22 protein-coding genes are annotated in these 23,865 nt (G+C 66.1%); 7 read left to right on the top strand and 15 right to left on the bottom strand.

The genetic code is table 11. The features are described 5' to 3' along the window. Positions 1-10 precede the first annotated feature (10 nt). The 6 genes from rsmG to ACPUER_RS20800 all read right to left on the bottom strand — a co-directional run bounded on the left by rsmG (position 11) and on the right by ACPUER_RS20800 (position 8,247). Entirely contained in the window at positions 11-697 is a 687-nt protein-coding gene (gene rsmG, locus ACPUER_RS20825) for a 16S rRNA (guanine(527)-N(7))-methyltransferase RsmG (RefSeq protein WP_175962678.1), read from the bottom strand. Beyond that, complete coding sequence (gene mnmG / locus ACPUER_RS20820) at positions 694-2,664, bottom strand: tRNA uridine-5-carboxymethylaminomethyl(34) synthesis enzyme MnmG (protein WP_425132003.1); 1,971 nt, start codon at positions 2,662-2,664, stop codon at positions 694-696. The genes rsmG and mnmG overlap by 4 nt, the downstream gene beginning before the upstream one ends. A gap of 625 nt (positions 2,665-3,289) precedes the next feature. Next, the gene (locus ACPUER_RS20815; protein ID WP_425132002.1) at positions 3,290-4,045 is read right to left on the bottom strand and encodes an ABC transporter ATP-binding protein; all 756 of its coding nucleotides are present in this window, start codon (positions 4,043-4,045) and stop codon (positions 3,290-3,292) included. Beyond that, the gene (locus ACPUER_RS20810; RefSeq protein WP_425132001.1) at positions 4,045-5,829 is read right to left on the bottom strand and encodes an ABC transporter permease subunit; all 1,785 of its coding nucleotides are present in this window, start codon (positions 5,827-5,829) and stop codon (positions 4,045-4,047) included. Before ACPUER_RS20810 ends, ACPUER_RS20815 begins: the two co-directional genes overlap by 1 nt. A gap of 4 nt (positions 5,830-5,833) precedes the next feature. Beyond that, a complete protein-coding gene (locus ACPUER_RS20805; RefSeq protein WP_310139250.1) occupies positions 5,834-6,889 on the bottom strand; it encodes a branched-chain amino acid ABC transporter permease in 1,056 nt (351 codons plus the stop codon). Positions 6,890-7,089: 200 nt separating this feature from the next. Next, the gene (locus ACPUER_RS20800) at positions 7,090-8,247 is read right to left on the bottom strand and encodes an ABC transporter substrate-binding protein (protein ID WP_175962674.1); all 1,158 of its coding nucleotides are present in this window, start codon (positions 8,245-8,247) and stop codon (positions 7,090-7,092) included. 224 nt (positions 8,248-8,471) lie between these two features. Between ACPUER_RS20800 and ACPUER_RS20795 the strand changes: the two genes are divergently transcribed. Next, positions 8,472-8,870, top strand: coding sequence for a hypothetical protein (locus ACPUER_RS20795; RefSeq protein ID WP_425132000.1), 399 nt, complete (start codon positions 8,472-8,474; stop codon positions 8,868-8,870). Between the two features lie 491 nt (positions 8,871-9,361). Here ACPUER_RS20795 and ACPUER_RS20790 read toward each other — a convergent pair whose 3' ends face one another. From ACPUER_RS20790 to ACPUER_RS20765, 6 genes are all read right to left on the bottom strand, one after another. Beyond that, positions 9,362-10,336: a branched-chain amino acid ABC transporter permease gene (locus tag ACPUER_RS20790; RefSeq protein ID WP_072442717.1), complete on the bottom strand. Its 975-nt coding sequence runs from the start codon at positions 10,334-10,336 to the stop codon at positions 9,362-9,364. Further along, positions 10,336-11,220, bottom strand: coding sequence for a branched-chain amino acid ABC transporter permease (locus tag ACPUER_RS20785; protein WP_034183825.1), 885 nt, complete (start codon positions 11,218-11,220; stop codon positions 10,336-10,338). The genes ACPUER_RS20790 and ACPUER_RS20785 overlap by 1 nt, the downstream gene beginning before the upstream one ends. A 128-nt stretch (positions 11,221-11,348) precedes the next feature. Next, positions 11,349-12,548 (bottom strand): ABC transporter substrate-binding protein, encoded by a 1,200-nt coding sequence (locus ACPUER_RS20780; protein WP_072442651.1) that lies wholly within the window; start codon positions 12,546-12,548, stop codon positions 11,349-11,351. 77 nt (positions 12,549-12,625) lie between these two features. Next, positions 12,626-13,381 (bottom strand): ABC transporter ATP-binding protein, encoded by a 756-nt coding sequence (locus ACPUER_RS20775; RefSeq protein WP_310139236.1) that lies wholly within the window; start codon positions 13,379-13,381, stop codon positions 12,626-12,628. Further along, positions 13,378-14,157 carry an ABC transporter ATP-binding protein gene (locus tag ACPUER_RS20770; protein WP_006477266.1) on the bottom strand — a complete coding sequence of 260 codons (780 nt, stop codon included), beginning with the start codon at positions 14,155-14,157 and terminating at the stop codon, positions 13,378-13,380. The genes ACPUER_RS20775 and ACPUER_RS20770 overlap by 4 nt, the downstream gene beginning before the upstream one ends. Before the next feature lie 448 nt (positions 14,158-14,605). Continuing rightward, entirely contained in the window at positions 14,606-16,291 is a 1,686-nt protein-coding gene (locus ACPUER_RS20765; RefSeq protein WP_425131999.1) for a GMC family oxidoreductase, read from the bottom strand. Positions 16,292-16,662: 371 nt separating this feature from the next. Here ACPUER_RS20765 and ACPUER_RS20760 point away from each other — a divergent pair, with 371 nt between their 5' ends. Together ACPUER_RS20760 and ACPUER_RS20755 are read left to right on the top strand one after the other, a co-directional pair. Next, a complete protein-coding gene (locus ACPUER_RS20760; RefSeq protein ID WP_425131998.1) occupies positions 16,663-17,562 on the top strand; it encodes a LysR family transcriptional regulator in 900 nt (299 codons plus the stop codon). A gap of 159 nt (positions 17,563-17,721) precedes the next feature. After that, positions 17,722-18,255: a class IV adenylate cyclase gene (locus ACPUER_RS20755; protein WP_072442643.1), complete on the top strand. Its 534-nt coding sequence runs from the start codon at positions 17,722-17,724 to the stop codon at positions 18,253-18,255. 80 nt (positions 18,256-18,335) lie between these two features. Here ACPUER_RS20755 and ACPUER_RS20750 read toward each other — a convergent pair whose 3' ends face one another. Further along, positions 18,336-18,821, bottom strand: coding sequence for an Lrp/AsnC family transcriptional regulator (locus tag ACPUER_RS20750; RefSeq protein ID WP_006408082.1), 486 nt, complete (start codon positions 18,819-18,821; stop codon positions 18,336-18,338). Between the two features lie 106 nt (positions 18,822-18,927). Here ACPUER_RS20750 and phhA point away from each other — a divergent pair, with 106 nt between their 5' ends. Both phhA and ACPUER_RS20740 read left to right on the top strand, forming a co-directional pair. Then, entirely contained in the window at positions 18,928-19,854 is a 927-nt protein-coding gene (phhA, locus tag ACPUER_RS20745; protein ID WP_310139224.1) for a phenylalanine 4-monooxygenase, read from the top strand. Between the two features lie 120 nt (positions 19,855-19,974). After that, a complete protein-coding gene (locus ACPUER_RS20740; protein ID WP_310139223.1) occupies positions 19,975-20,352 on the top strand; it encodes a 4a-hydroxytetrahydrobiopterin dehydratase in 378 nt (125 codons plus the stop codon). 91 nt (positions 20,353-20,443) lie between these two features. On the opposite strand, the gene ACPUER_RS20735 is transcribed toward ACPUER_RS20740, so the two are convergent. Next, on the bottom strand, positions 20,444-20,674 hold the full coding sequence (locus tag ACPUER_RS20735) for a DUF3717 domain-containing protein (RefSeq protein WP_034183818.1): 231 nt from the start codon (positions 20,672-20,674) through the stop codon (positions 20,444-20,446). Positions 20,675-20,796: 122 nt separating this feature from the next. Here ACPUER_RS20735 and ACPUER_RS20730 point away from each other — a divergent pair, with 122 nt between their 5' ends. Next, positions 20,797-21,489, top strand: coding sequence for a response regulator (locus ACPUER_RS20730; RefSeq protein WP_006401494.1), 693 nt, complete (start codon positions 20,797-20,799; stop codon positions 21,487-21,489). A 117-nt stretch (positions 21,490-21,606) separates the two neighbouring features. Continuing rightward, positions 21,607-23,091: a sensor histidine kinase gene (locus tag ACPUER_RS20725; RefSeq protein WP_425131997.1), complete on the top strand. Its 1,485-nt coding sequence runs from the start codon at positions 21,607-21,609 to the stop codon at positions 23,089-23,091. Positions 23,092-23,222: 131 nt separating this feature from the next. Here the strand turns inward: ACPUER_RS20725 and ACPUER_RS20720 are convergent, their stop codons facing one another. After that, on the bottom strand, positions 23,223-23,753 hold the full coding sequence (locus ACPUER_RS20720; RefSeq protein WP_175962668.1) for an SET domain-containing protein: 531 nt from the start codon (positions 23,751-23,753) through the stop codon (positions 23,223-23,225). Between the last annotated feature and the right edge of the window lie 112 nt (positions 23,754-23,865).

Raw genomic sequence — 23,865 nt, 5'->3', positions numbered from 1 at the left:
CCGCGCGCCTTCATTTCGCTTCGTCGACAGCCACTTCGATCAGATGCCGCTCAGCATCGAGCATCGGCACCGTCAGCCGCATCGTCTGCTTCACACGGCTGCCTTCCGGCAACCGTGCAATCTCGTCGTCCGGGTGTACGCCCTTCATTGCCCAGATCGATCCGCCCGGCGCAACCAGATGTCGAGCAAGTTTAACGAAGTCGGACAGATCAGCGAAGGCGCGGGATACGATCATGTCGAATTTTTCCGGCACTTCGACGCCCGGCTGCAGCGATTCGACTCGCCCGGTGACCACCGACAGGTTCGCGAGCTTCAGCTCCGCGCGCATCTGCGTCTGGAATGCCGACTTCTTCTGCACGATATCGTTCAGTGTGACCTGCCAGTCCGGCTCGACGATCGCCAGCACGATCCCGGGCAACCCGCCGCCCGAGCCGACGTCGAGCACGCGGGCCGACGCACGGCCACGCAGATGCGGGACGATCGAAAGTGAATCGAGGATGTGCTGGATCAGCATCTGCTTCGGGTCGCGGATCGCGGTCAGGTTGTAGACCGCGTTCCACTTGCCGAGCAGCGCGACATAGTCGAGCAACTGGTTGCGTTGTGCATCCGTCAGTGTGAGGTCGAGCGCCGTCGTGCCGTCGACGAGCATCCCTTCCAGTACATCCCGATTAACCGCCGGCGCGCGACGCGCCGTCATTGTTGCGTCGGGACGGCGCCGACCCCCTGCTCCGTTGCCTCAGCGGCAGTGCCATTACGGCGGCCCAGGCCGCGGCGCTTCAGGTGCACCATCAGCAGCGAGATCGCCGCCGGCGTGACGCCCGAAATGCGCGACGCCTGCCCGATCGTTTCCGGCCGGAACTCGTTGAGCTTCTGGCTCACCTCGAACGACAGGCCACGAACTTCGCGGTAATCGATACCGTCCGGCAGACGCGTGTTCTCGTTCGCGTCGTTACGTTCGATCTCGGATGCCTGGCGCTCGATATAACCTTGATACTTGATGCCGATCTCGACCTGCTCCTTGATCTGTTCGAGCAGCACCGAATCATCGGTCAACGGCTCGGCCGGGCCGCATTCGCCGCCCTTCAGGCCGCACACGCCGTCGTAGCTGACGCCCGGACGGCGCAGCAGCTCGGCGAGGCTGTATTCGTGATCGATCGCCTTGCCGAGCAGCGCGGTCGCCTCTTCCGGCGGCAGCGTCTTCGGCGTGACCCACGTCGACTTCAGGCGTTCGGTTTCACGTGAAACAGCGTCGCGTTTCCGGCTGAATGCGTCCCAACGCACGTCGTCGACGAGGCCCAGTTCGCGGCCGATCTCGGTCAAGCGCATATCGGCGTTGTCTTCACGCAGGCTCAAGCGATATTCGGCGCGACTCGTGAACATCCGGTACGGCTCGGCCACACCGCGCGTCACGAGATCATCGACGAGCACGCCAAGGTATGCCTGGTCGCGGCGTGGGCACCATGCGTCCTTCTCCTGCACGTAGCGGCCCGCATTGAGGCCGGCCAGCAGGCCTTGCGCGGCCGCTTCTTCATAGCCGGTCGTGCCGTTGATCTGGCCCGCAAAGAACAGCCCGTTGATCGCCTTCGTCTCGAGCGATGCCTTCAGCGCGCGCGGGTCGAAGTAGTCGTACTCGATCGCGTAGCCGGGGCGCAGGATATGCGCGTTCTCGAGGCCGCGCATCGAATGCACGAGCTCGAGCTGGACGTCGAACGGCAGGCTTGTCGAGATTCCGTTCGGGTAGAACTCGTTGGTCGTCAGCCCTTCCGGCTCGAGGAAGATCTGGTGCGATTCCTTCGATGCAAACCGGTGGATCTTGTCCTCGATCGACGGGCAATAACGCGGCCCGACGCCTTCGATCACGCCTGTATACATAGGCGAACGGTCGAGACCGCCGCGAATGATGTCGTGCGTGCGCTCGTTCGTATGCGTGACCCAGCACGGCAACTGCTGCGGATGCTGCTCTGCACGGCCCAGGAACGAGAACACGGGGATCGGATCGAGGTCGCCCGGCTGCTCGTCCAGCTTCGAGAAGTCGATCGTTCGGCCGTCGATACGCGGCGGCGTACCGGTCTTCAGGCGGCCCTGCGGCAGCTTCAGCTCCTTCAGGCGCGACGACAGCGACACGGCCGCCGGATCGCCCGCACGACCGCCCGTGTAGTTGTTCAGGCCGACGTGGATCTTGCCGTCGAGGAACGTACCGGCCGTCAGCACGACTGCGCGAGCACGGAAGCGGATGCCGATTTGCGTGACGGCGCCCACCACGCGGTCGCCTTCGACCATCAGGTCGTCGACGGCCTGCTGGAACAGCCACAGGTTCGGCTGGTTCTCGAGCCGGTGGCGGATCGCGGCCTTATACAGGATGCGGTCGGCCTGCGCACGCGTCGCACGCACGGCCGGGCCCTTCGACGAATTGAGGATCCGGAACTGAATACCGCTCTCGTCCGTCGCGGCGGCCATCGCGCCGCCCAGCGCGTCGACTTCCTTGACCAGATGGCCCTTGCCAATGCCGCCGATCGACGGATTGCAGCTCATCTGCCCGAGCGTTTCGATGTTGTGGGTCAGCAGCAGCGTCTTCGCGCCCATTCGGGCGGACGCCAGCGCCGCTTCCGTGCCGGCGTGACCGCCACCGACGACGATGACGTCAAATTCTGTGGGAAAAAGCATGGTGGATTCCGTACGCAGGGCTGCGCACGAACCTATCAGAGAAATGTATGGGCCGAATTATAGCGGGTTCGCTTTTCACTCGAAGGCCGTCCGAATGGTAGGGTCCGTTCATTTCGTCATTTTTTCGACTGCGGATGAATGAATTCGTGGGGTCGCGCCTTCTCCAGCAAGGCTCCCGGCCGGGATGACGCATATCGTCGTGGCTGTGCAAAAAACAGAGCAGCGGGGAAATAGCCCGCAGAGGACAGACCGACATCGATTCCTGTGGCCGGCACGACAGCCTTGGCGCCAGATCCTGTGCCCCCGCCTCCTCACCGACTTCCCTGTTGTTGGTCCGGCACTTATCCCCGAGATTCGGCACATCGTCAGCCTGTGCAGAGATCCATGCACCAGGAATCCAGCCTGTGGAACACGCGGCCACCCACTCCCGAGCGAGACACTGGATCGTCACCCGCTCTGTGGACGCGTTACCCACCGCCGCCACACAGAACTTCCGACTATTCCCCGGATACTTATCCGCTGGCCGCGAACCACCGGCCATCGAGACATTGCTCCAACCCCACAAACAAAAACGGCGTGTTTCACGTGAAACACGCCGTCCGTTTCCCGCCAACCGCCGCGACTATCAAGCCGTCTTCTTCGCCAACCCGAGGTACGTTTCGATCACGCGCGGATTCTGCGCAAGTTCGGCCGCCGGCCCTTCCAGCGCAAACTCGCCCGTCTCCAGCACATAACCGTAGTCGGAGATCTGCAACGCGGCCCGTGCGTTCTGCTCGATCAGCAGCGTTGCAACGCCCGTACCGCGCAACGCACTGATGATATGAAAGATCTCCTTCACGATCAGCGGCGCGAGCCCAAGGCTCGGCTCGTCGAGCATCAGCAGGTCGGGCTTGCCCATCAGTGCGCGGCCGACCGCGAGCATCTGCCGCTCGCCGCCTGACAGCGTGCCGGCCGCCTGTTTGCGGCGCTCCTTCAGCCGCGGAAACAGCGCGAACACGTGATCGAGCTGGTCGAGAAAGTTCAATTCACCGGCCTGCTTGCGCCGATACGCGCCCAGCACGAGGTTGTCCTCGACCGTCATCGTGCTGAACAGCTCGCGCTTTTCCGGTACGAGGCACATCCCGCGCGCGACACGCTGCTCGACCGGCAACGCGCCGACGTCGTTGCCGCGATACACGACCGCGCCCGACGCATGCCCGGTCACCGGCAGCGCGCCCATGATCGCGTTCAGCAGCGTTGATTTGCCTGCCCCATTCGGGCCGATCACGCTGACGATCTGCCCGGCACCAACCTTGATCGCCGCGCCGTGCAGCGCCTCCACTTTCCCGTACCGGACTGCCAGCCCGCGCACGTCGAGAATCGGCATCGTCGTGTCCGTCATCACTCCACCCCGCCCAGATACGCTTCGAGCACCGCCGGATCCTGCTGCACGTCCTGCGGCAGACCTTCCGCGATCCGCGTGCCGAATTCCATCACCACCAGCCGGTCGGTGAGGTTCATTACGAAGTCCATGTCATGCTCCACGAGCAACACACTCATGCCTTCCGCCTTCAACCGCCGCAGCAGGTCGGCGAGCTGCTGCTTCTCCTGGTAACGCAGCCCGGCGGCCGGCTCGTCGAGCAGCAGCAGCGTCGGGTCGCAGCACAGTGCGCGCGCGATCTCGAGAATCCGCTGCTGGCCGAGCGCGAGGCTGCCTGCTTCGTCGTACATGTGCTTTTCAAGCCCGACGCGACGGATCTGGCGCGCAGCTTCGGCCAGCAACTGCGCTTCCTCGTGTGCATTGAGCCGCGCGACGCTGCGCCAGACCCCCGTATGGCCGCGCAGATGCGCGCCGATCGCGACGTTCTCGAGCACCGTCATCGCCGGCAGCAGCTTCACGTGCTGGAACGTGCGACCGATGCCGCGCCGGACGATCTGGCGCGACGTGAGCCCGTCGATGCGCTCGCCGCGGAACGTGATCGCACCGCCTGTCGGCTTCAGCACGCCCGTCACGAGGTTGAACGTGGTCGACTTGCCGGCGCCGTTCGGGCCGATCAGCCCGATGATCTGCCCTGCTTTCACGTCGAAGCTGACGTCGTTGACGGCCACGAGCCCGCCGAACTGCTTGCGTGCGTTGTCGACGACAAGCAGCGGCTCGCCGGTCGCGGGCTTCGCGCGCTGCGGCAACGGATCGGCATGCTCGGGCACATGCGCGCGCGGCCCGCGCGGGAACAGCCTCGCGACGAATGGCCAAACGCCCTGGCGCGCGTACTGCAGCAGCAGCACCATCAGCACGCCGAACACGATGATCTCGAAGTTGCCTTCGGAGCCGAGCAGCTTCGGCAGCAGCGTCTGCAAATAGTCCTGCAGTACGGTGAGGATTGCCGCGCCGAGTACCGCGCCCCAGACATGCGACACGCCGCCGACCACGGCCATGAACAGGAATTCGATCCCGTGGTTCAGGCCGAACGGGGTCGGGTTCACCGCGCGTTGCAGGTGCGCGTACAGGAAACCCGACACGGCTGCGAGCACGGCCGCATAGACGAAGATCACAACGCGCATCCACGCGGTGTTCACGCCCATCGCCTCGGCCATCACGCCGCCGCCGCGCAGCGCGCGGATCGCACGGCCCGGCCGGCTGTTCAGCAGGTTCTGCACCGACACGATCGCGGCCAGCACGACGGCCCAGATCAGGAAATACAGGCTGCGGCCGCTGTCGAGGGCGATGCCGAACAGGTTCAGCGCCGGAATCCCGTTGATCCCGTCGTACTTGCCGAGCAGTTCGAGGTTGCCGAACAGGTAGAACAGCGCGAGACCCCACGCGATCGTGCCGAGCGGCAGGAAGTGCCCGGACAGCCGCATCGTGACCGCGCCGAGCACGAGCGCGACGAGCGCCGTCAGCACGACGCCGACGATCAGCGCGAGCCACGGCGATACGCCGTACCGCGTCGTCAGGAACGCGGTCGCATACGCGCCGATGCCGACGAACGCGGCCTGCCCGAAGCTCGTCATCCCGCCGACGCCCGTCAGCAGCACGAGTCCGATCGCGACGATCGCATAGAGGCCGATGTAGTTCAGCAGCGTGATCCAGTACTCCGGCACCTGCAGCGCGCCGGGCAGCACCGGCAGCGCGAACAGCACCACGAGAAACCCCCAGAAGGTCTTGTTGCGTACCATCGTCTTCATCGCGTCACTCCTCTTCCTCTTCCGAGTGCGGCGTCACGAAGCTGCGCCACAGCAGCACCGGAATGATCAACGTGAACACGATCACCTCCTTGTATGCGCTCGCCCAGAACGACGAATACGATTCGAGCACGCCGACGAGCAGCGAGCCGGCGGCCGCGAGCGGATAGCTGACAAGCCCGCCGATGATCGCGCCGACGAAGCCCTTCAGGCCGATCAGGAAGCCCGAGTCGTAGTAGATCGTCGTCAGCGGGCCAACGAGGATCCCGGACAGCACGCCGAGCCCCGCCGCGAACGTGAACGCGAGCCGCCCTGCTTCGGTCGTGCCGATGCCGACGAGCTGCGCGCCGAGCCGGTTCACCGACGTCGCGCGCAGCGCCTTGCCTGCGATCGTGCGGCCGAAGTACACGTAGAGCGCACCGATCAGCACGAGTGCCGTGACGACGACGAGGATGCTCTGCACCGACACCGTCATGTTGCCGATCGACAGCGACGCGTCCGAGAATCCGTTGGTGCGCGAGCCTTCCGCGCCGAACATCACGAGCCCGAGGCCGACCATCGCGAAATGGACGGCGACCGACACGATCAGCAGCAGCAGCGTCGTGCCCTCGGCGATCGGCTGGTACACGAGCCGGTAGACGAACGGCCCCATCGGCACGACGATCGCGAGTGTCAGCGCGATCTGCGCGAGCATCGGCATCGGCTGCGCGGCAAAACTGCGCGTGATCGCGAACACCGCGAGCGGCAGCAGGATGTAGCGGCTGCCGAGCGTCGCGAGCGTGCGGCCGAGCTGATGGCGGCGTTCGCGATGCCGGATCAGGCCGCCGACTTCGAGCAGGAAGCACGCGATGCCCATCACGAACAGCAGCCAGCAGGTGGCGGGGAATTTCTGCGCCTGCAACGCCGCAAGCGTCAGCGCACCGTAGGCGACGAATTCGCCCTGGGGAATGAAGATCACCCGCGTAACGGAAAACACCAGCACGAGCGCCAGCGACAGCAATGCATAAATGGCGCCGGTCGTGATGCCGTCTTGCGCGAGGATCGCCGCAATCGAGAGATCCATACGTGTCTTGTATCGAGAATGCTGCGGAAAAACGGCGACGGGAACGGCCGGTTGCACGGACGGCAAGATCGGCACGTCAGCGCGCCACGCGGCGAACCCCGGTGGTTCCATGCGGCACGGGCGCGGCCCGTCAGGCCCGGCGCCCTGCCGACGGCGTGCACGGCGCGGTTCGCGCCGCGCACGCCGGTTTCACGTGATGCTTACTCGGCCTGCAGCTTCCACTTGCCGTCGACGATCTGCACCATCACGCGCGCACGCGTGTCGAAGCCGTTGTGATCAGTCGACGTCATGTTGATCACGCCGTGCGACACCGGCAGGTCCTTCACGCTTTCGAGCGACGCGCGCAGCGCCTCGCGGAATGCCTCGCTGCCCGGCTGGCCCTTCTTCAGCGCTTCCGGAATCGCGCGCTGCAGCAGCAGCCCCGCATCCCACGCATGGCCGCCGAACGTCGCCAGCGAGCCCGCACCATAGGCCTTCTCGTATGCAGCCTTGTAGCCGAGCGCCGGCTTTTTCACCGGGTTCGAATCCGGGAGCTGGTCGGTCACGAGCACCGGACCGGCCGGCAGGATCTCGCCTTCGCAATCCTTGCCGCACACGCGCAGGAAGTCGTTGTTCGCGACGCCGTGCGTCTGGTACACCTTGCCCTTGTAGCCGCGCTCCTTCAGCGTCTTGGCCGGTAGCGCGGCCGGCGTGCCGGAGCCGGCGATCAGCATCGCGTCCGGATTCGAGCCCATCAGCTTCAGCACCTGCCCCATCACCGATGCATCGGTGCGGTTGAAGCGCTCGTTCGACACGATCTTGAGGCCGTTCTTCTCGGCCGCCGCGCTGAACGTCTTGTACCAGCTGTCGCCGTACGCATCGGCGAAGCCGATGAAGCCGACCGTCTTCACGCCGTGCTTCGCCATGTAGCCTGCGATCGCGTCGGCCATCAGCTGGTCGTTCTGCGGCACCTTGAACATCCACGCGCGCTTTGCGTCCATCGGCGCGATGATCTGCGCGCTCGCCGCGAGCGAGATCGTCGGCGTCTTGCCCTGCGACACGGGGTCGAGCATCGCGAGCGAATTCGGCGTGACGGACGAACCGATGATCGCGTCGACGTGGTCTTCGTCGATCAGCTTGCGCACGTTCTGCACCGCGCGGCTCGTGTCGGACGCATCGTCGAGCACGATGTACTGCACGCTCTTGCCCGCGATTTCCTTCGGCAGCAGCGCGATCGTGTTCTTTTCCGGAATCCCGAGCGAAGCGGCCGGCCCGGTGGCCGACAGCGTCACGCCGATCTTCACCTGCGCCGACGCCGTGGCCGCCGCGCACACGAGGCCCGCGGCAAGCACGGCCTCCATCCATCGATTCATCTTCATTTATGTTGTCTCCAAACGCTGCTCGAAAAATCCGCGGGTCGCTCGGGCGGCTCCCGTTTCCCAAACAAGTTAATAATTTAACTATCTCGTCTTGCCGCGCCTACGCTCGTTTTCCCGTGAAACGCCGCCACCGCGACAGGATCCCGACGGCGCGGCGCATGCGCGTACATCGCGGCCGACACGTTTGTTCGACCGTCACGATGCGCAGCACCAGTGTCGTCAGGATGAAGAAGGCGAAGAAATGCGGAAGCGTGCGCGAGATCGATGCGCGCGCAACGATCGTCGGAAAGTGCGCCGGCCGGGCTCGGCCCGGCCACGCGCGGCGGCGGCGAAAGATCGGAAAAGCGGCGGTTCATGCCGAAACGGGTGCGAGCGCAACGACCGGCGAAGGCGCCGTGCCGGCGAATTGCGCAGGAACGCGCGTACCGGCCGCAGGACGGCTCGGAAAGGCCGGGAAGTACCGATGCGCACCCAATGACGAACGAGCGGCGCCAGCCGCCCTTTCTACCCCGATCCATCGTCCTGCGCTGCTCATCCAACCGTACTCCCTCTTCTGCATTGTGCTTGTAGGAGAACTGCCGACCGATTTTCCCGACCGCACGGTCGGCGAAAGCCAAGTGTAACGGACGCGTTTCGCGCACGCCAACCGGGTAAGCCCGGACGGCCTGCGCATCGCAACGCGCCATCTACGACCGGATTGCGGGAAAGGGAAAAACGGGGGACACGGCGAAGCGCGGAAAAGACGCGGTGCGAACGCAAGCGCGGAATACGGCAATTGCGCAGGCCGATGCACCATCGGTGGAAATCCGTGCACGCAAATGAAAAAGCGCTGTTGGATTCCGTCCAACAGCGCTTTGGGGTCCGGGCACTTTGTGCCTCGATTGTCTCCTCGTTCTCCACCTGCAAATTCGTTTCGCGGTGCATCAGAACTGAAATGAATCTTAAAGAGGCTTAAGCACCACGGCAACTTAGCATTTACCCCTATGGTGCATCGCCGCACGAAAATGGGGCACCAGCCTGCCGCGCGGCACCGTCTCGAGCCCGCTGCGACGCCGTTCCGGAGCGCGCCGGATGGTGCTTCGCATCAACGTGCCGCGACGCGCGCGACATGCGCTCAGGACGCCCTGAGCGGCTTGATCCGCGCGACCATCTCGCCGACGATGCCGCGCCGGAACGCGAGCACGCACGCGATGAAGATCAGCCCGGTGACGATCGTCGTCGATTCGCCGAGCGAATGGAACCACGCGACGCCCGTCGTCGACGCGAGCCATTCGCCGATGTCGCCCAGCCGGTCTTCCAAAGCGACGATCAGCGCCGCGCCAAGCAACGGCCCGAACAGCGTGCCCATCCCGCCGACGAGCGTCATCAGCACGACGAGGCCCGACATCGTCCAGTGCGCATCGGAGAGCGTCTCGAAGCCGAGCACGAGCACCTTCAGCGAGCCGGCCAGCCCCGCGAGCCCGGCCGACAGGATGAACGCGAGCAGCTTGAAGCGGTCGGTGTCGTAGCCGAGCGAGATCGCGCGCGCCTCGTTCTCCTTGATCGCGACGAGCACCTGCCCGAACGGCGAATGGACGACCCGCACGATAAACGCGCACGCGACGACGACCACCGCCAGCACGACGTAGTACAGCGCGACGTCGTTCGACAGGTCGAGCAACCCGAACAGGTGGCCGCGCGGCACGCCCTGCAGGCCGTCCTCGCCGTGCGTGAACGGCGCCTGCAGGTAGATGAAGTAGACCATCTGCGCGAACGCGAGCGTGATCATCGCGAAGTAGATGCCCTGCCGGCGGATCGCGAACAACCCGACGACGAGCCCGAGCAGCGTCGCGGCGACGGTGCCGACGAGCACGCCGAGCTCCGGCGTGAAACCGAGCGTCTGCATCGAATAGCCGGTCGCGTAGCCGGCGGTCGCGAGGAACATCGCATGGCCGAACGACAGCAGCCCCGTATAGCCGATCAGCAGGTTGAACGCGGCCGCGAACAGCGCGAACGTGAGCACCTTCATCACGAAGACCGGATACGCGCCGATGAACGGCGCGACGAGCAGTGCGGCGAGCAGCACGCCGTAGAGCACTTTTCTCTGCATCATTTTTCCTTGCCGAAGAGGCCCGCCGGGCGGAACAGCAGCACGATCGCCATGATCACGAACACGACGGTGGCCGACGCTTCGGGATAGAACACGCGCGTGAAACCCTCGATCACGCCGAGCATCAGGCCCGTGACGATCGAGCCGAGGATCGAGCCCATCCCGCCGATCACGACCACCGCGAACACGGTGATGATCATCGGCTGGCCCATCAGCGGCGACACCTGGATCACCGGCGCGGCCAGCACGCCCGCGAACGCGGCGAGCGCGACGCCGAAGCCGTAGGTGAGCGTGATCATCATCGGCACGTTCACGCCGAACGCCTCGACGAGCTTCGGGTTCTCGGTGCCCGCGCGCAGATACGCGCCCAGGCGCGTCTTCTCGATCACGAACCACGTCGCGAGACACACCGCAAGCGACGCGACGACGACCCACGCGCGGTAGTTCGGCAGGAACATGAAGCCGAGGTTGGTCGCGCCGGAAAGCTGCGACGGCACGTCGTACGGCTGGCCCGACGCGCCGTAGATCGAGCGGAACACGCCCTCGACGACCAGCGTCAGGCCGAACGTCAGCAACAGCCCGTACAGGTGATCGAGCTTGTACAGCCAGCGCAGCATCGAGCGCTCGATCGCGATCCCGAACGCGCCGACGACCAGCGGCGCCAGCACGAGCATCGCCCAGTACGGCAGCCCGAGATACGACAGCCCCATCCACGCGAGCATCGCGCCCAGCATGAACAGCGCGCCGTGCGCGAAGTTGATCACGTTGAGCAGCCCGAAGATCACCGCGAGCCCGAGGCTCAGGATCGCGTAGAACGAGCCGTTGACGAGCCCGAGCAGCAACTGGCTCAGCATCGCCGGCAACGGAATGCCAAAGATTTCCATCGACTTAGCCGTCAGAATGAGTTTCGTTGCGTGCGCAACCTTTCTGCATTGCACACGCGGGCGGCGCAGCGGGCACATCGCTGCAGCCGCCATCGCGCGGCGCGCCCCTGCGCGCCGCTACGTCGCGCTTATTTCCACATCGCGCAGCGCGTTTCCTGCTTGGTCGTGAACGCCTGTTCGCCCGGAATCGTCGCGAGCACCTTGTAGTAGTCCCACGGCTCCTTCGATTCGGACGGCTTCTTCACCTCCATCAGGTACATGTCGTGGATCATGCTGCCGTCCGCGCGGATATAGCCCTTCGCGTAGAAGTCGTTGACCTTCGCCTTCTTCAGCTCGGCCATCACCTTGTCGGAGTCGGTCGTGCCGGCTGCCTGCACGGCCTTCAGGTAGGTCGTCACCGACGAATAGTCGGCCGCCTGCAGGCTCGACGGCATCTTCTTCATCTTGCCGAAGTAGCGCTGCGCCCACTGGCGCGATGCCGCATCGCGGTTCCAGTACCAGCTGTCGGTCAGCACGAGGCCCTGCGTCGTCTCGAGGCCGAGGCTGTGCACGTCGTTGATGAACATCAGCAGCGCGGCGAGCTTCATCGTCTTCGTGATGCCGAATTCCTTCGCGGCCTTGATCGCGTTGATCGTGTCGCCGCCCGCGTTCGCGAGGCCGAGGATCTGCGCCTTCGACGACTGCGCCTGCAGCAGGAACGACGAGAAGTCCGACGCCGACAGCGGGTGCCGCACGTAGCCGAGCACCTGGCCGCCGTTCGCCTTCACGACATCCGACGTGTTCTTCTCGAGCGCCTTGCCGAACGCGTAGTCGGCGGTCAGGAAGAACCACGACTTGCCGCCCTGCTTCACCACCGCCGAACCGGTGCCCTTCGCGAGCGCCATCGTGTCGTACGCGTAGTGGACCGTGTACGGCGTGCACTGCTCGTTGGTCAGCGTGTCGGCGCCCGCGCCGATGTTGATGTAGACCTTCTTCTTCTCGGCCGCGACCTGGTTCATCGACAGCGCGGTGGCCGAGTTCGTGCCGCCGACCAGCAGGTCGAGCCCGCCGCGGTCCATCCATTCACGTGCCTTCGATGCGGCGATGTCGGCCTTGTTCTGGTGATCGGCATAGACGACCTCGATCGGCTTGCCGAGTACCTTGCCGCCGAAGTCGGCGACCGCCATGCGGATCGCCTCGAGGCCGCCCTGCCCGTCGATGTCCGCGTAAAGCCCCGACATGTCGGTGATGAAGCCGATCTTCACGGTATCCGCGGCATGCGCGGCGCCGGCGGTGAGTGCGGCGGTCGCGAGCGCGAGACAGGCGTGTGCGAGGGTCTTCATTTTCATTGACGTCTCCTGTTGTTCTGATGCGTTGTGGTTGTTCGAGGGCCGCCACGGCTAGCGGCAAGGGAAACGGGGCGGCGTCACACCCCGAGCAGGTCGTGCAGCGTCGGCATCTTGCTTTCCAGTTCGGCCGCGCGGAAATGCTCGACGATGCGGCCGTGCTCCATCACGTAGAAGCGGTCGGCAAGCGGCGCGGCGAAGCGGAAATTCTGTTCGACCATCACGATCGTGTAGCCGCGCGCCTTCAACGCGACGATCATCCGCGCGAGCGCCTGCACGATCACCGGCGCGAGGCCTTCGGAAATCTCGTCGAGCAGCAGCAGGTTCGCGCCGGTGCGCAGGATCCGCGCGACCGCGAGCATCTGCTGCTCGCCGCCGGACAGCCGCGTGCCCTGGCTCTGCCGGCGCGACGCGAGGTTCGGGAACATCGCGTAGATCTCGTCGAGCGACATCGCATGCTCGCGCGACCCGATCGGCGGCGGCAGCATCAGGTTCTCCTCGCACGACAGGCTCGAGAAGATTCCACGCTCCTCCGGGCAGTAGCCGATGCCGAAATGCGCAATGCGGTGCGTCGCGAGGCCGATCGTCTCGTTGCCCGCGACCTTGATCGACCCGTTGCGGCGCCCCGTGAGGCCCATGATCGCGCGCAGCGTCGTCGTGCGGCCCGCGCCGTTGCGGCCGAGCAGCGTGACGACCTCGCCGCGATGCACCGTCAGGTCGACACCGTGCAATATGTGGGATTCCCCGTACCAGGCCTCCAGGCCCGTGATCTCCAGCGCGGGCGTAGCGCTCTCGACGCCGCTCAATTCGCGTTCCTCCCGTTCGCTGTGCTTCATGCGTGCGCCCCCGCGAGCGCCGCATCGGCGCTGCCCATGTAGGCCTCGATGACGAGCGGATTCTTCGACACTTCCGCATACGAGCCTTCGGCCAGCACCTCGCCGCGTTGCAGGACGGTGATCGTGTCGGAAATGCCCGCGATCACGTTCATGTTGTGCTCGACCATCAGGATCGTGCGGCCGCTCGCGACCTTCTTGATCAGCGCGGTCACGCGGTCGACGTCCTCGTGGCCCATCCCTTGCGTGGGCTCGTCGAGCAGCATCAGTTCGGGCTCCATCGCGAGCGTCGTCGCGATCTCGAGCGCACGCTTGCGGCCGTACGCGAGTTCGACGGTCGGCACGTGCGCGAAATCGGTGAGGCCGACCTGCGTGAGGAGATCCATCGCGCGATCGTCGAGCCGCTTCAGCGTGCGTTCGCTGCGCCAGAAGTGAAATTCGGTGCCGAGCGCGCGCTGCAGGCCGATGCGCACGTTCTGCAGCGCGGTCAGGTGCGGGAACACGGCCGAGATCTGGAACGAGCGGATGATGCCGCGCCGTGCCACCTGCGCAGGCCGCTCGTCGGTGATGTCGATCCCGTTGAAGACGATCTGGCCGGCCGTCGGTGTCAGGAACTTGGTGAGGAGGTTGAAGCAGGTCGTCTTGCCCGCGCCGTTCGGCCCGATCAGCGCATGAATCGCGCCGCGCCGCACACGCAGGTTGACGCCGTTCACGGCGGTGAAACCCCTGAATTCCTTCGTCAGTCCGCGTGTTTCCAGAATCGTGTCGCCGAGAATCATGTTCCCTTCCGTACGAAGTCAGGCGAAGCACCGGGAAGCGTGGCGCAAGCGGCCGCGAACAGGTCAGCGGATCAGCCGGCTGCCCCCGGGCGCCGTGGTACGCCTCGAGGGTGGTCTCCCGCGCCGACGCGTATGCACATTGCGCAACATTGTCGCGCCGTTGGTGCAGTGCAATCATCGGGATTTGCACTTATAGGGCTGGCCGCGATGCCGCATGCGGCCATGCACGGTTTTTCGCCACGCTTTTTTGACACGTGCATCATCGACCGTTGACCGCCCGCACGGCGCGGCTCGCGTGCAATTAAAAAAAACAGCGCGGCTCGCATGGATCTTGCCGTTCGAACCGCCGCAACCGGCATGGCCGCTGCAACGGCACGGCAGCTTGTTTCGCATATCGAATCAGCAGGCGCCCGCATGACGGCCCGCTGTCGCGCGTGTCAGCGTGCCGTCATGCGGCCGTCACCGTGGCCTCCGTTCGCATCGGCGTCGCGTCGCGCGCCGCGCGGCGATCGGCACGAATCATGTCGCTCGCACGCTCGGCGATCATCAGCGTCGGCGAATTGGTGTTGCCCGACGTAATGAACGGCATCACCGATGCATCGACGATCCGCAGCCCCGCGATGCCGCGCACGCGCAGCCGGCTGTCGACCACCGCGCGCTCATCGTCGGCACGACCCATCCGGCAGGTGCCGACGGGATGGAAGATCGTCGTGCCGACGGCGCCGGCCGCTTCGATCAGTTCTGCCTCGGTCCGATACCGTGTGCCCGGCAGGATTTCCTCGGGACGATAGCGCGCAAGCGCCGGCGCGGACGCGATCCGGCGCGTGAGGCGCAGCGCGTTCGCGGCGACATGGCGATCGTGGTCGGTCGACAGATAGTTCGGCGCGATCGCGGGCGCGATGCCCGGATCGGCGCTCGTGACATGCACGCTGCCGCGCGACGTCGGCCGCAGATGGCAGACGGACGCCGTGAACGCGTTGAAGCTGTGCAGCGGTTCGCCGAAGCGTTCGAGCGACAGCGGCTGCACGTGGTATTCGAGATCGGGGTGCGTGAGTGCGAGATCTTCGGGATCGGATTTCGCGAACGCGCCGAGCTGCGACGGCGCCATCGACATCGGCCCGCGCTGCAGCAACGCATATTCGGCGCCGATCATCAGCTTGCCCCACCAGTGCGCGGACAGCGTGTTGAGCGTGCGCACGCCTTCGACGCGAAACGCCATCCGCAATTGCAGGTGATCCTGCAGGTTTTCGCCGACGCCCGGCAGATCCTGCACGACGTCGATGCCGAGCGCCTGCAGCCGCCGGCCACAGCCTATACCCGACAGTTCGAGCAGTTGCGGCGAATTCACGGCGCCGGACGTCAGCAGCACTTCCGCACGCGCCCGCGCGACATAACCGGTGCCACCTCCGTGATACTCGACGCCGACCGCGCGCCGCCCTTCGAAGATCACGCGCTGCGCCTGCGCGCCGGTGATCACGGTCAGGTTCGGGCGCACCATCGCGGGCCGCAGGAACGCCTTCGACGTATTCCAGCGCACGCCGCGCTTCTGGTTCACCTCGAAATAGCCGACCCCGGAATTGTCGCCGCGGTTGAAATCGTCGGTCGCAGGGATGCCCGTCTGCTGCGCGGCCTGCGCGAACGATTCGAGGATCTCCCAGCGCAGCCGCTGCTTCTCGACGCGCCAGTAGCCGCCCGCGCCGTGCGCGTCGCTCGCGCCCGCATGGTGATCCTCGCTGCGCTTGAAGATCGGCAGCACGCTGTCCCACGACCAGCCCGCATCGCCGGTTTCCTGCGCCCAGCTGTCGTAATCCTCGCGCTGGCCGCGCATGTAGATCATCCCGTTGATCGACGAGCAGCCGCCGAGCACGCGGCCGCGCGGATACGACAGCGCGCGGCCGTTGAGCGCCGCTTCGGGCTGCGTCTTGTACAGCCAGTCGGTGCGCGGGTTGCCGATGCAATACAGATATCCGACCGGGATATGGATCCAGTGATAGTCGTCCTTGCCGCCCGCTTCGAGCAGCAGCACGTGGATGTCGGGATCCTCGGTCAGGCGGTTCGCGAGCACGCAACCCGCGGTGCCCGCGCCGACGATCACGTAGTCGAATTCGCCTTCGAGCGTGCGTTGAGTAGTCACTGCTTGTCTCCTGTCGATCAGAGTTAGCGCTTCAGCGCTTACTCTGATCCCATGGCGTGGCTGGATGGAGTTAGCGCTTCAGCGCTTACTCCATCCCCACGGCGGTCGACCTGAGTTCGTGCTTTAGCGCTTACGCCGGTCCCATGCAAATCTCGTTGTTGTGCGCCGCGCGCTGCGATGCCGCGCATCATTTCCAGCATAGTGCGTCACGGCGGGTGTCTGCAGCAGCGCCCGCCTGCCCGGCCATACTCCCCGCCCGATTCCACCGGAACGCGCCGGGCGACACGACCGATGAAGCGTACTCCGGCTGCCGGCCGCCGATCCAATGAGTTATGCTGAACTGCGTTATAAGCAGCGCTCATATCACGACGATGGATCTCACCCTGCTCCGCGCGTTTGCGACGGTCGCGCGCGAAGGCAACCTGACGCGCGCCGCCGCGCAACTGCACCTGACGCAGCCGGCCGTCAGCCTGCAGATCAAGCATCTGCAGGAAACGCTCGGCGTCACGCTGTTCACGCGCACGTCGCGCGGGCTCGCGCTCACGCGCGACGGCCAGACGCTGCTGCCGCACGCGGAACGCGCGCTCGCCGCGGCCGCCGACGTGCAGCGCGCCGCTGCTGCGCTGCGGCACGAGGTGCGCGGCCGGCTGCGGATCGGCACGATCCTCGATCCGGGCTTCCTGCGGCTCGGCGGCTTCCTGCGCGCGCTGGTCGAGACCCATCCGCAGATCGAAACCGCGCTGCGGCACGGGATGTCGGGCTGGGTGATCGAACAGGTGCGCGCACAGGCGCTCGACGTCGGCTACTACATCGGCCGGCCGGGCGAGGACGATCAGCTCGACGGCACGCTGTTCCACACCGTCACGCTCACGCATTTCCAGTACCGCGTGCTCGCGCCGGCCGGCTGGAAGGAGCGCGTGCAGCGCGCGCACGACTGGCGCGCGCTCGCCGCGCTACCGTGGATCTGGACGCCGCCGGCGTCCGCGCATCACCGGCTGCTGTCGCGGCGCTTTGCGGAAGCCGGCGCGCAGCCCGTGAAGGTCGCCGAGGTCGACCAGGAGCAGTCGATGCTCGACCTCGTCAAATCGGGCATCGGGTTGACGCTCGCGCGCGACTCGACCGCGCTGGCCGAAGCGCACGCGCACGCGCTGACGATCGTCGAACGCGTGACGGTGCCGACCGAACTGACGTTCGTGACGCTCGCCGAGCGGCGCGACGAGCCGGCGATCGCGGCCGCGCTGCGGCTGATCGAAGCCCAGTGGGCGATATGAGCGATGCTGATGAAGGCGCGGCCGCCACACGCCGGGCGCCGGCGTCGCGCGCAACACGCGTCATCTCGCCGCCCCCTGCCCGCCGTCACGCCGCCGTCCCCGCCTTTTTGCTAGATTGAGCGTTCGCACACCGCGAGACCCCGATTGAAGGAGACCCGCATGGCCCGCAACATCGAGATCAAAGCCCGCGCCCGCGAATTCGACCAGCTGCGCGAACGCGCGGCGACGCTCGCGGCCGAAGCACCGTTGTTCTACCGCCAGCAGGATTTCTTCTATGACGTGCCGCGCGGCCGGCTGAAGCTGCGCCGCTTCGAGGACGGCACGCCGGCCGAACTGATCTTCTACCAGCGCGACGACCGCGACGGCCCGAAGGCGTCGTACTACACGCGCAGCCCCGTGACGAATCCCGACGCGATGCACGCGCTGCTCGCGACCGCGCTGACCACGCGCGGGATCGTGACGAAAGAACGGCACGTGTACCTCGCGGGCCGCACGCGCATCCACCTCGACCGCGTCGACGGCCTCGGCGACTTCATCGAACTGGAAGTCGTGCTCGGCCCCGACGACGACGAAGCCGGCGGCGAAGCCGAAGCGCACGACGTGTTCACGAAGCTCGGCGTGTCGCAGGACGATCTGGTCGCGGTCGCGTACGTCGACCTGCTGAACGCCGACACGCCGCACGAAGCGGCCTGATCCGGCCCCGCCGGCGACGGTGCGGCACGCGCCGCCTGGGGCCGGTTCCCGCTGATAGCAGGCTTGCTCTGGCCACCGCGTCACGCGGCGCCGGGCGCCAGGTGGGCGAGCGGCAGCGCGCCGTTGCGCTTGAAGGTCGTCAGCACGATGTTCGAGCGCACGCTGTCGACGCCCGGCACGCGCATCAGCTTCTTCATCACGAACTGCGACAGCGCGTTCAGGTCGGGCGCGACGATCCGCAGCAGGTAGTCGGCATCGCCCACCACCGCATGGCATTCGAGCACTTCCGGCAGCACGTCGATCTGCTGCTGGAACTGCTCGATGATCGAATCGCCGTGGTGCTTGAGCTTCAGGCTCGTGAACGCGGTGACACCGAGCCCGAGCTTTTCGGGCCGCAGCATCACGCGGTAGCCTTCGATCACGCCGGCCGCCTCGAGCCGCTGCAGCCGCCTGCCGATCTGCGACGGCGACAGCGGCACCTCCTCGCCGAGCTGCTGATGCGTCGCGCGACCGAAGCGCTGCAGCACGTCCAGCAGCGCGAGATCGAAGTGATCAAGTTCCAGCATGAGCATTCTCCGCATTGATTCGTGATTTGATGCGAGATTATCGCATCACGAGGCAAATCAACGCCAACTTTGCGCCCATTCCGCGCGCAGGCCGCTCTACACTTGCATGGTACCCAACCACAGCGTGCAGAGCCTGATCATGTCCACCGTCGTCACCGCGAAACTGCAGGAGCAGTTCGACGCGGGCCTCGAAACCCGCGCAGATTTCACCATCGACCAGCCGCTCGAACGCTACGGCCAGGTCGACCATGCGGTGTGGAAGCAGCTCTATGCACGCCAGTCGGCGCTGCTGCGCGGGCGCGCCTGCGACGCGTTCGTCGCGGGGCTCGGCAAGATCGACCTGCCGGCCGATCGCGTACCGTCGTTCGCGGACGTGAACCGCCAGTTGAAGCCCGCGACGGGCTGGGAGATCGTCGCCGTGCCGGGCCTCGTGCCAGACCGCGTGTTCTTCGGGCATCTCGCGAACCGGCGTTTTCCGGTCACCTGGTGGATGCGCCGTCCCGACCAGCTCGACTACCTGCAGGAACCCGACTGCTTCCACGACCTGTTCGGCCATGTGCCGCTGCTGATCGACCCGGTGTTCGCCGATTACATGCAGGCGTACGGCCGCACCGCGCTCGCGGTCGCCGACGACGAAGCGGCGCTTGCGCGGCTCGCTCGCCTCTACTGGTATACAGTTGAATTCGGGCTGATCCGCGACCCGCGCGGCACGAACGGGCTGTCGATCTACGGCGCCGGGATCGTGTCGAGCAAGGGCGAGAGCCTGTACAGCCTCGAAAGCGCGGCGCCGAACCGGCTCGGCTTCGACCTCGAACGCGTGATGCGCACGAAATACCGGATCGACACGTTCCAGAAGACCTACTTCGTGATCGACGATTTCGCGCAGCTGTTCGCGCTCGCCGACGTCGACGGCCGCGCGCTGGCCGACCGGCTCGCGGCGCTGCCCGAATTCGCGGCCGGCGCGGTGCTCGATACCGACCGCGTGCTGCATCGCGGCACGGGCGAAGGCTGGCCCGACGACGCCGACGCGTAACGCGCCAGCGCGCGCCGGATGCCGGATGGCCGTCCCCGGATGCCCGTCCCCGGATGCCCGTCCCCGGATGCCCGTCCCCGGATGGCCGTCCCCGGATGGCCGTCCCACAACTATGAAACAATGACCGGTGCCGGCTGCGCCGCGCGGCGCAGCCGCGCACGAGCGCCGTTACCGAACGAGAGGTGCAAGATGATCCACAAGCTCACATCAGAAGAACGCAAGACCCGGCTCGAAGGCCTGCCGCTCTGGACGGCCGTGCCGGGCCGCGACGCGATCCAGCGCAGCCTGCGCTTCGCCGATTTCAACGAAGCGTTCGGCTTCATGACGCGCGTCGCGATCAAGGCGCAGGAAATGAACCACCATCCTGAATGGTTCAACGTGTACAACCGCGTCGACATCACGCTGTCGACCCACGACGCCGACGGCCTGACCGAACGCGACATCGAACTCGCGCTGTTCGTCGACCGCGCCGGCGCGCACGCGCAACCGGCCGCCTGAGCCCTTCCTCTGCCGCCGCGCGTCTTTCGGCGCGCGGGCGTCAACTTTTCATTTCGCTGAACGTTTTCTAGGATGTAGTCAGCGAAAGCCTTCAGCTTTCCAAGCCATCCTTAAGCCGCACGTAAGTCTCGTATGCTTTCCGCGCCTTGGGGTCCAAACCTTCCAGTTGCAGCGCGCTTTCGCGCTGTACAATCAGCAGCGCATACGGCTTGGAGAGCGCGCTGGCCTCTTCGCAGAGCTTGAGTTCGTCGCCGCTCGACGGCGAGCGGGCGCGCCAGAAATTGATCGCGGCTTCAAGGTCGTTGATCGAAATATCGGACATGATTGGATTTAATCGTTCGCTGGCCGCCATGCTTGATGTCACGCGATGCGGCGCCCCTGTGGAAACGGCTTCGTGCTGTCCGCGTGCCTGAACCGCCAACCCATTGTACTTGAGCGAACTTCATGCGACTCCTTCTGATCGAAGACGACCGCCCCATCGCACGCGGTATCCAGAGCAGCCTCGAGCAGGCTGGCTTCACCGTCGACATGGTGCATGACGGCATTTTTGCCGAACAGGCGCTGGCACAAAACCGCCACGAACTCGTGATCCTCGATCTCGGCCTGCCGGGCATCGACGGAATGACGCTGCTCACGCGCTTCCGCCAGACCAACCGCCACACACCCGTGATCGTGCTGACCGCACGCGACGAGCTGAACGACCGGATCCAGGGCCTGAACTCGGGCGCCGACGACTACATGCTCAAGCCGTTCGAGCCGGCCGAGCTCGAAGCGCGCATCCGCGCGGTGATGCGCCGCAGCGGCCCGCACAGCGACATGCCGCGTCCGGAAGTGTCGCTCGGCGGCGTCCGCCTGTCGGGCGTCGACCGCCGCATCTTCAACGACGACAAGCCGCTCGAACTGTCACCGCGCGAATTCGCGGTGCTCGAGATGCTGCTGCTGCGTCACGGCCGCGTCGTCAGCAAGGCCCAGTTGCAGGATCACCTCACGCATTTCGGCGGCGATCTCGGCGATACCGCGATCGAAGTCTATGTGCACCGCGTGCGCAAGAAACTCGAGCAGTGCCGCGTCGAAATCGTCACGGTGCGCGGTTTCGGCTACCTGCTGCAGGAAATCCGCCAGACAGCGAGCGTCTGAGCGGCCGAGCGCCCGGCCGGCCGTGTGCCGCCGGCGTATGCGCGCTGCTCCGCGTCGCCGCCCGGCGCACGACCGCGCCGCTCCTCGTGAGCGGCGCTTATCCATTTGCCCGTCGAAATGTCTCCTGATCCGGCTGTGACCACCAGCCTGCGCCGCTCGCTGCTCCGGCGCCTCGCCGCACCGCTGTCGATGCTCGCGCTGATGAGCGGCCTGATTGCCTACTGGCTCGCGTGGCAATACACGCAGCACGTGATCGACCGCTCGCTCGCCGATCTCGCGACCGCCATCTCGAAACAGATCCAGATCGCCGGCCCCGATGCGCCGTTCACGGTGCCGCCGCTCGCGCAGGCGATGTTCTCCGATCCGGCCGAAGCGCTGATCTACCGGATCAGCGACGGCGAACAGGAACTCGCCGGCGATCCGAAGCTGCCGCTGCGAGGCATCAACGTGCGCCGCATGCATCACGCGTACGTGTTCGAGGCCGAGTACGACAACCGTGCGGTGCGCGTCGCGCAGGTGCGCGTCGACGATGTCGAAGGCGGCAAGCCGATGGTCGTCGAGGTCGCTCAGCCGGTGCGGCATCGCTACCGGATCGCGGCCGAATTCCTCGTCGCGATCATGATGCCGTTGCTGCTGCTGCTGCTCGCGGGCTGGGGCATCGTGTGGCGCGTCGTGAACCAGCAGCTCGGCCCGCTCACGCATCTCGCCGATTCGCTGAACCGGCAGACGCACACGTCGCTGGAACCGGTCGACGAAACCGAGGTACCGCTGGAGATCCGGCCGCTGACGAGCGCGATGAATGCGCTGCTCGGCCGCCTGAAGACCGCGCTCGACGCGCAGCGCAAGTTCATCGCCGATGCCGCGCACCAGTTGCGCACGCCGCTCACGGCCGTGAAGCTGCATGCGGAGCAGGCGGCCGTCGCACGCGACCCGCACCAGACCTTCGCCGCGGTGCGCGAACTGCGCGCGGCCGCCGACCGCGCGGTGCGGCTGTCGAACCAGTTGCTGTCGCTCGCGCGTGCGGAGCCGGGCGAACAGGCCGCGCGGTTCGTCGACGTCGACCTCGCGGCAATGGCGTTCGAAACGGGTGCCGAGTGGGTGCCGCGTGCGCTCGCGTCGCATGTCGACCTCGGCTTCCAGCGCAGCGACGACCCCGGCGACGACGAGAAGCTGATGGTGCGCGGCAACCCCGTGCTGCTGCGCGAGGTGATCGCGAACCTGCTCGACAATGCGCTGAAATACGTGCCGCTCGCGCGGCCGGACGGCGCGCGGATCACGGTGAACGTCGCGCGCAGTGCGCTCGAAGACGGCCAGCCGGCCGCCGAGATCGTCGTCGAGGACAACGGCCCGGGCGTACCCGCTAACCAGCAGGCCGACCTGTTCAAGCGCTTCTTCCGCGGCGACGCGCAAAGCGGCAACGGCGTCGAGACGGGGGCCGGGCTCGGCCTCGCGATCGTGCACGACATCATCGCGATGCATGGCGGCACCGTGTCGTACGAGGATGCGTCGGAAGGCGGTTCGCGCTTCGTGGTGCGGGTGCCGCTCGCCCAGCGCACGGAGAAACCGGCCAGCGAAACGCCGGCCACCGCGTCGGCGCATTGAGCGATTCCCCGGGCGATTCGCATCGGGCGACCGTTGCCGGGCCGCCCGACGGATAAGGAAACGGGAAGGACTGCCGCGCAACGCGACAGCCGTCTGCTGAATCGGCTGCGCACGATGCGCCGCCGCCGGCTTCACTTCTTGTTTTTCTTGTCCTTCGCGCCGGACTCGGACTTGCCGTCCTTCTTGTCCTTCTTCTTTTTCTTCTTCTCGCCGTCGTCCGACGTCGCGAGCAGCGTGCCGCGGCACGACGCCGCGCCGCAATGGCATGCGTATTCGCGCTTGAGCTTCTTCGTCAGCTTCGCGTCGATCACGAGGCCGTAGTCGTAGAACAGCTCCTCTTCCGGCCCGATGTCGCGCAGCGCGTGGATATACACGCGGCCCTTGACCTCCTCCGCTTCGCAGTTCGGCGCGCACGAATGGTTGATCCAGCGCGCGCTGTTGCCGTCGATCTTGCCGTCGATCACGCCGCCTTCGTCCAGTGCGAAGTAGAACGTATGGTTCGGCTCGCTCGGATCGTGCGGATGGCGACGCAGCGCTTCCTTCCACGAAATTCGCTCGCCCTTGTATTCCACTACGCGTTCGCCGGCCATGATCGGCGCCACCGCAAACACGCCCTTGCCGTGTACACCCGAGCGGCGCACCGCGATCCTGCGTGAACTCATCGAACGAATCCTTGTGAAGACGAATGAATGGAAGACGGCCGCGATCGCGGCCCGGCGCGCGCCAAACGAAAACGCGGCACCGGTCGGTGCCGCGTCGGGGCATGCGGCGAAT

It is taken from the genome of Burkholderia sp. DN3021, assembly GCF_049805555.1.
In the GTDB taxonomy this organism is placed as follows: domain Bacteria; phylum Pseudomonadota; class Gammaproteobacteria; order Burkholderiales; family Burkholderiaceae; genus Burkholderia; species Burkholderia pyrrocinia_C.
This window is presented reverse-complemented; position numbering and strand designations above follow the sequence as displayed.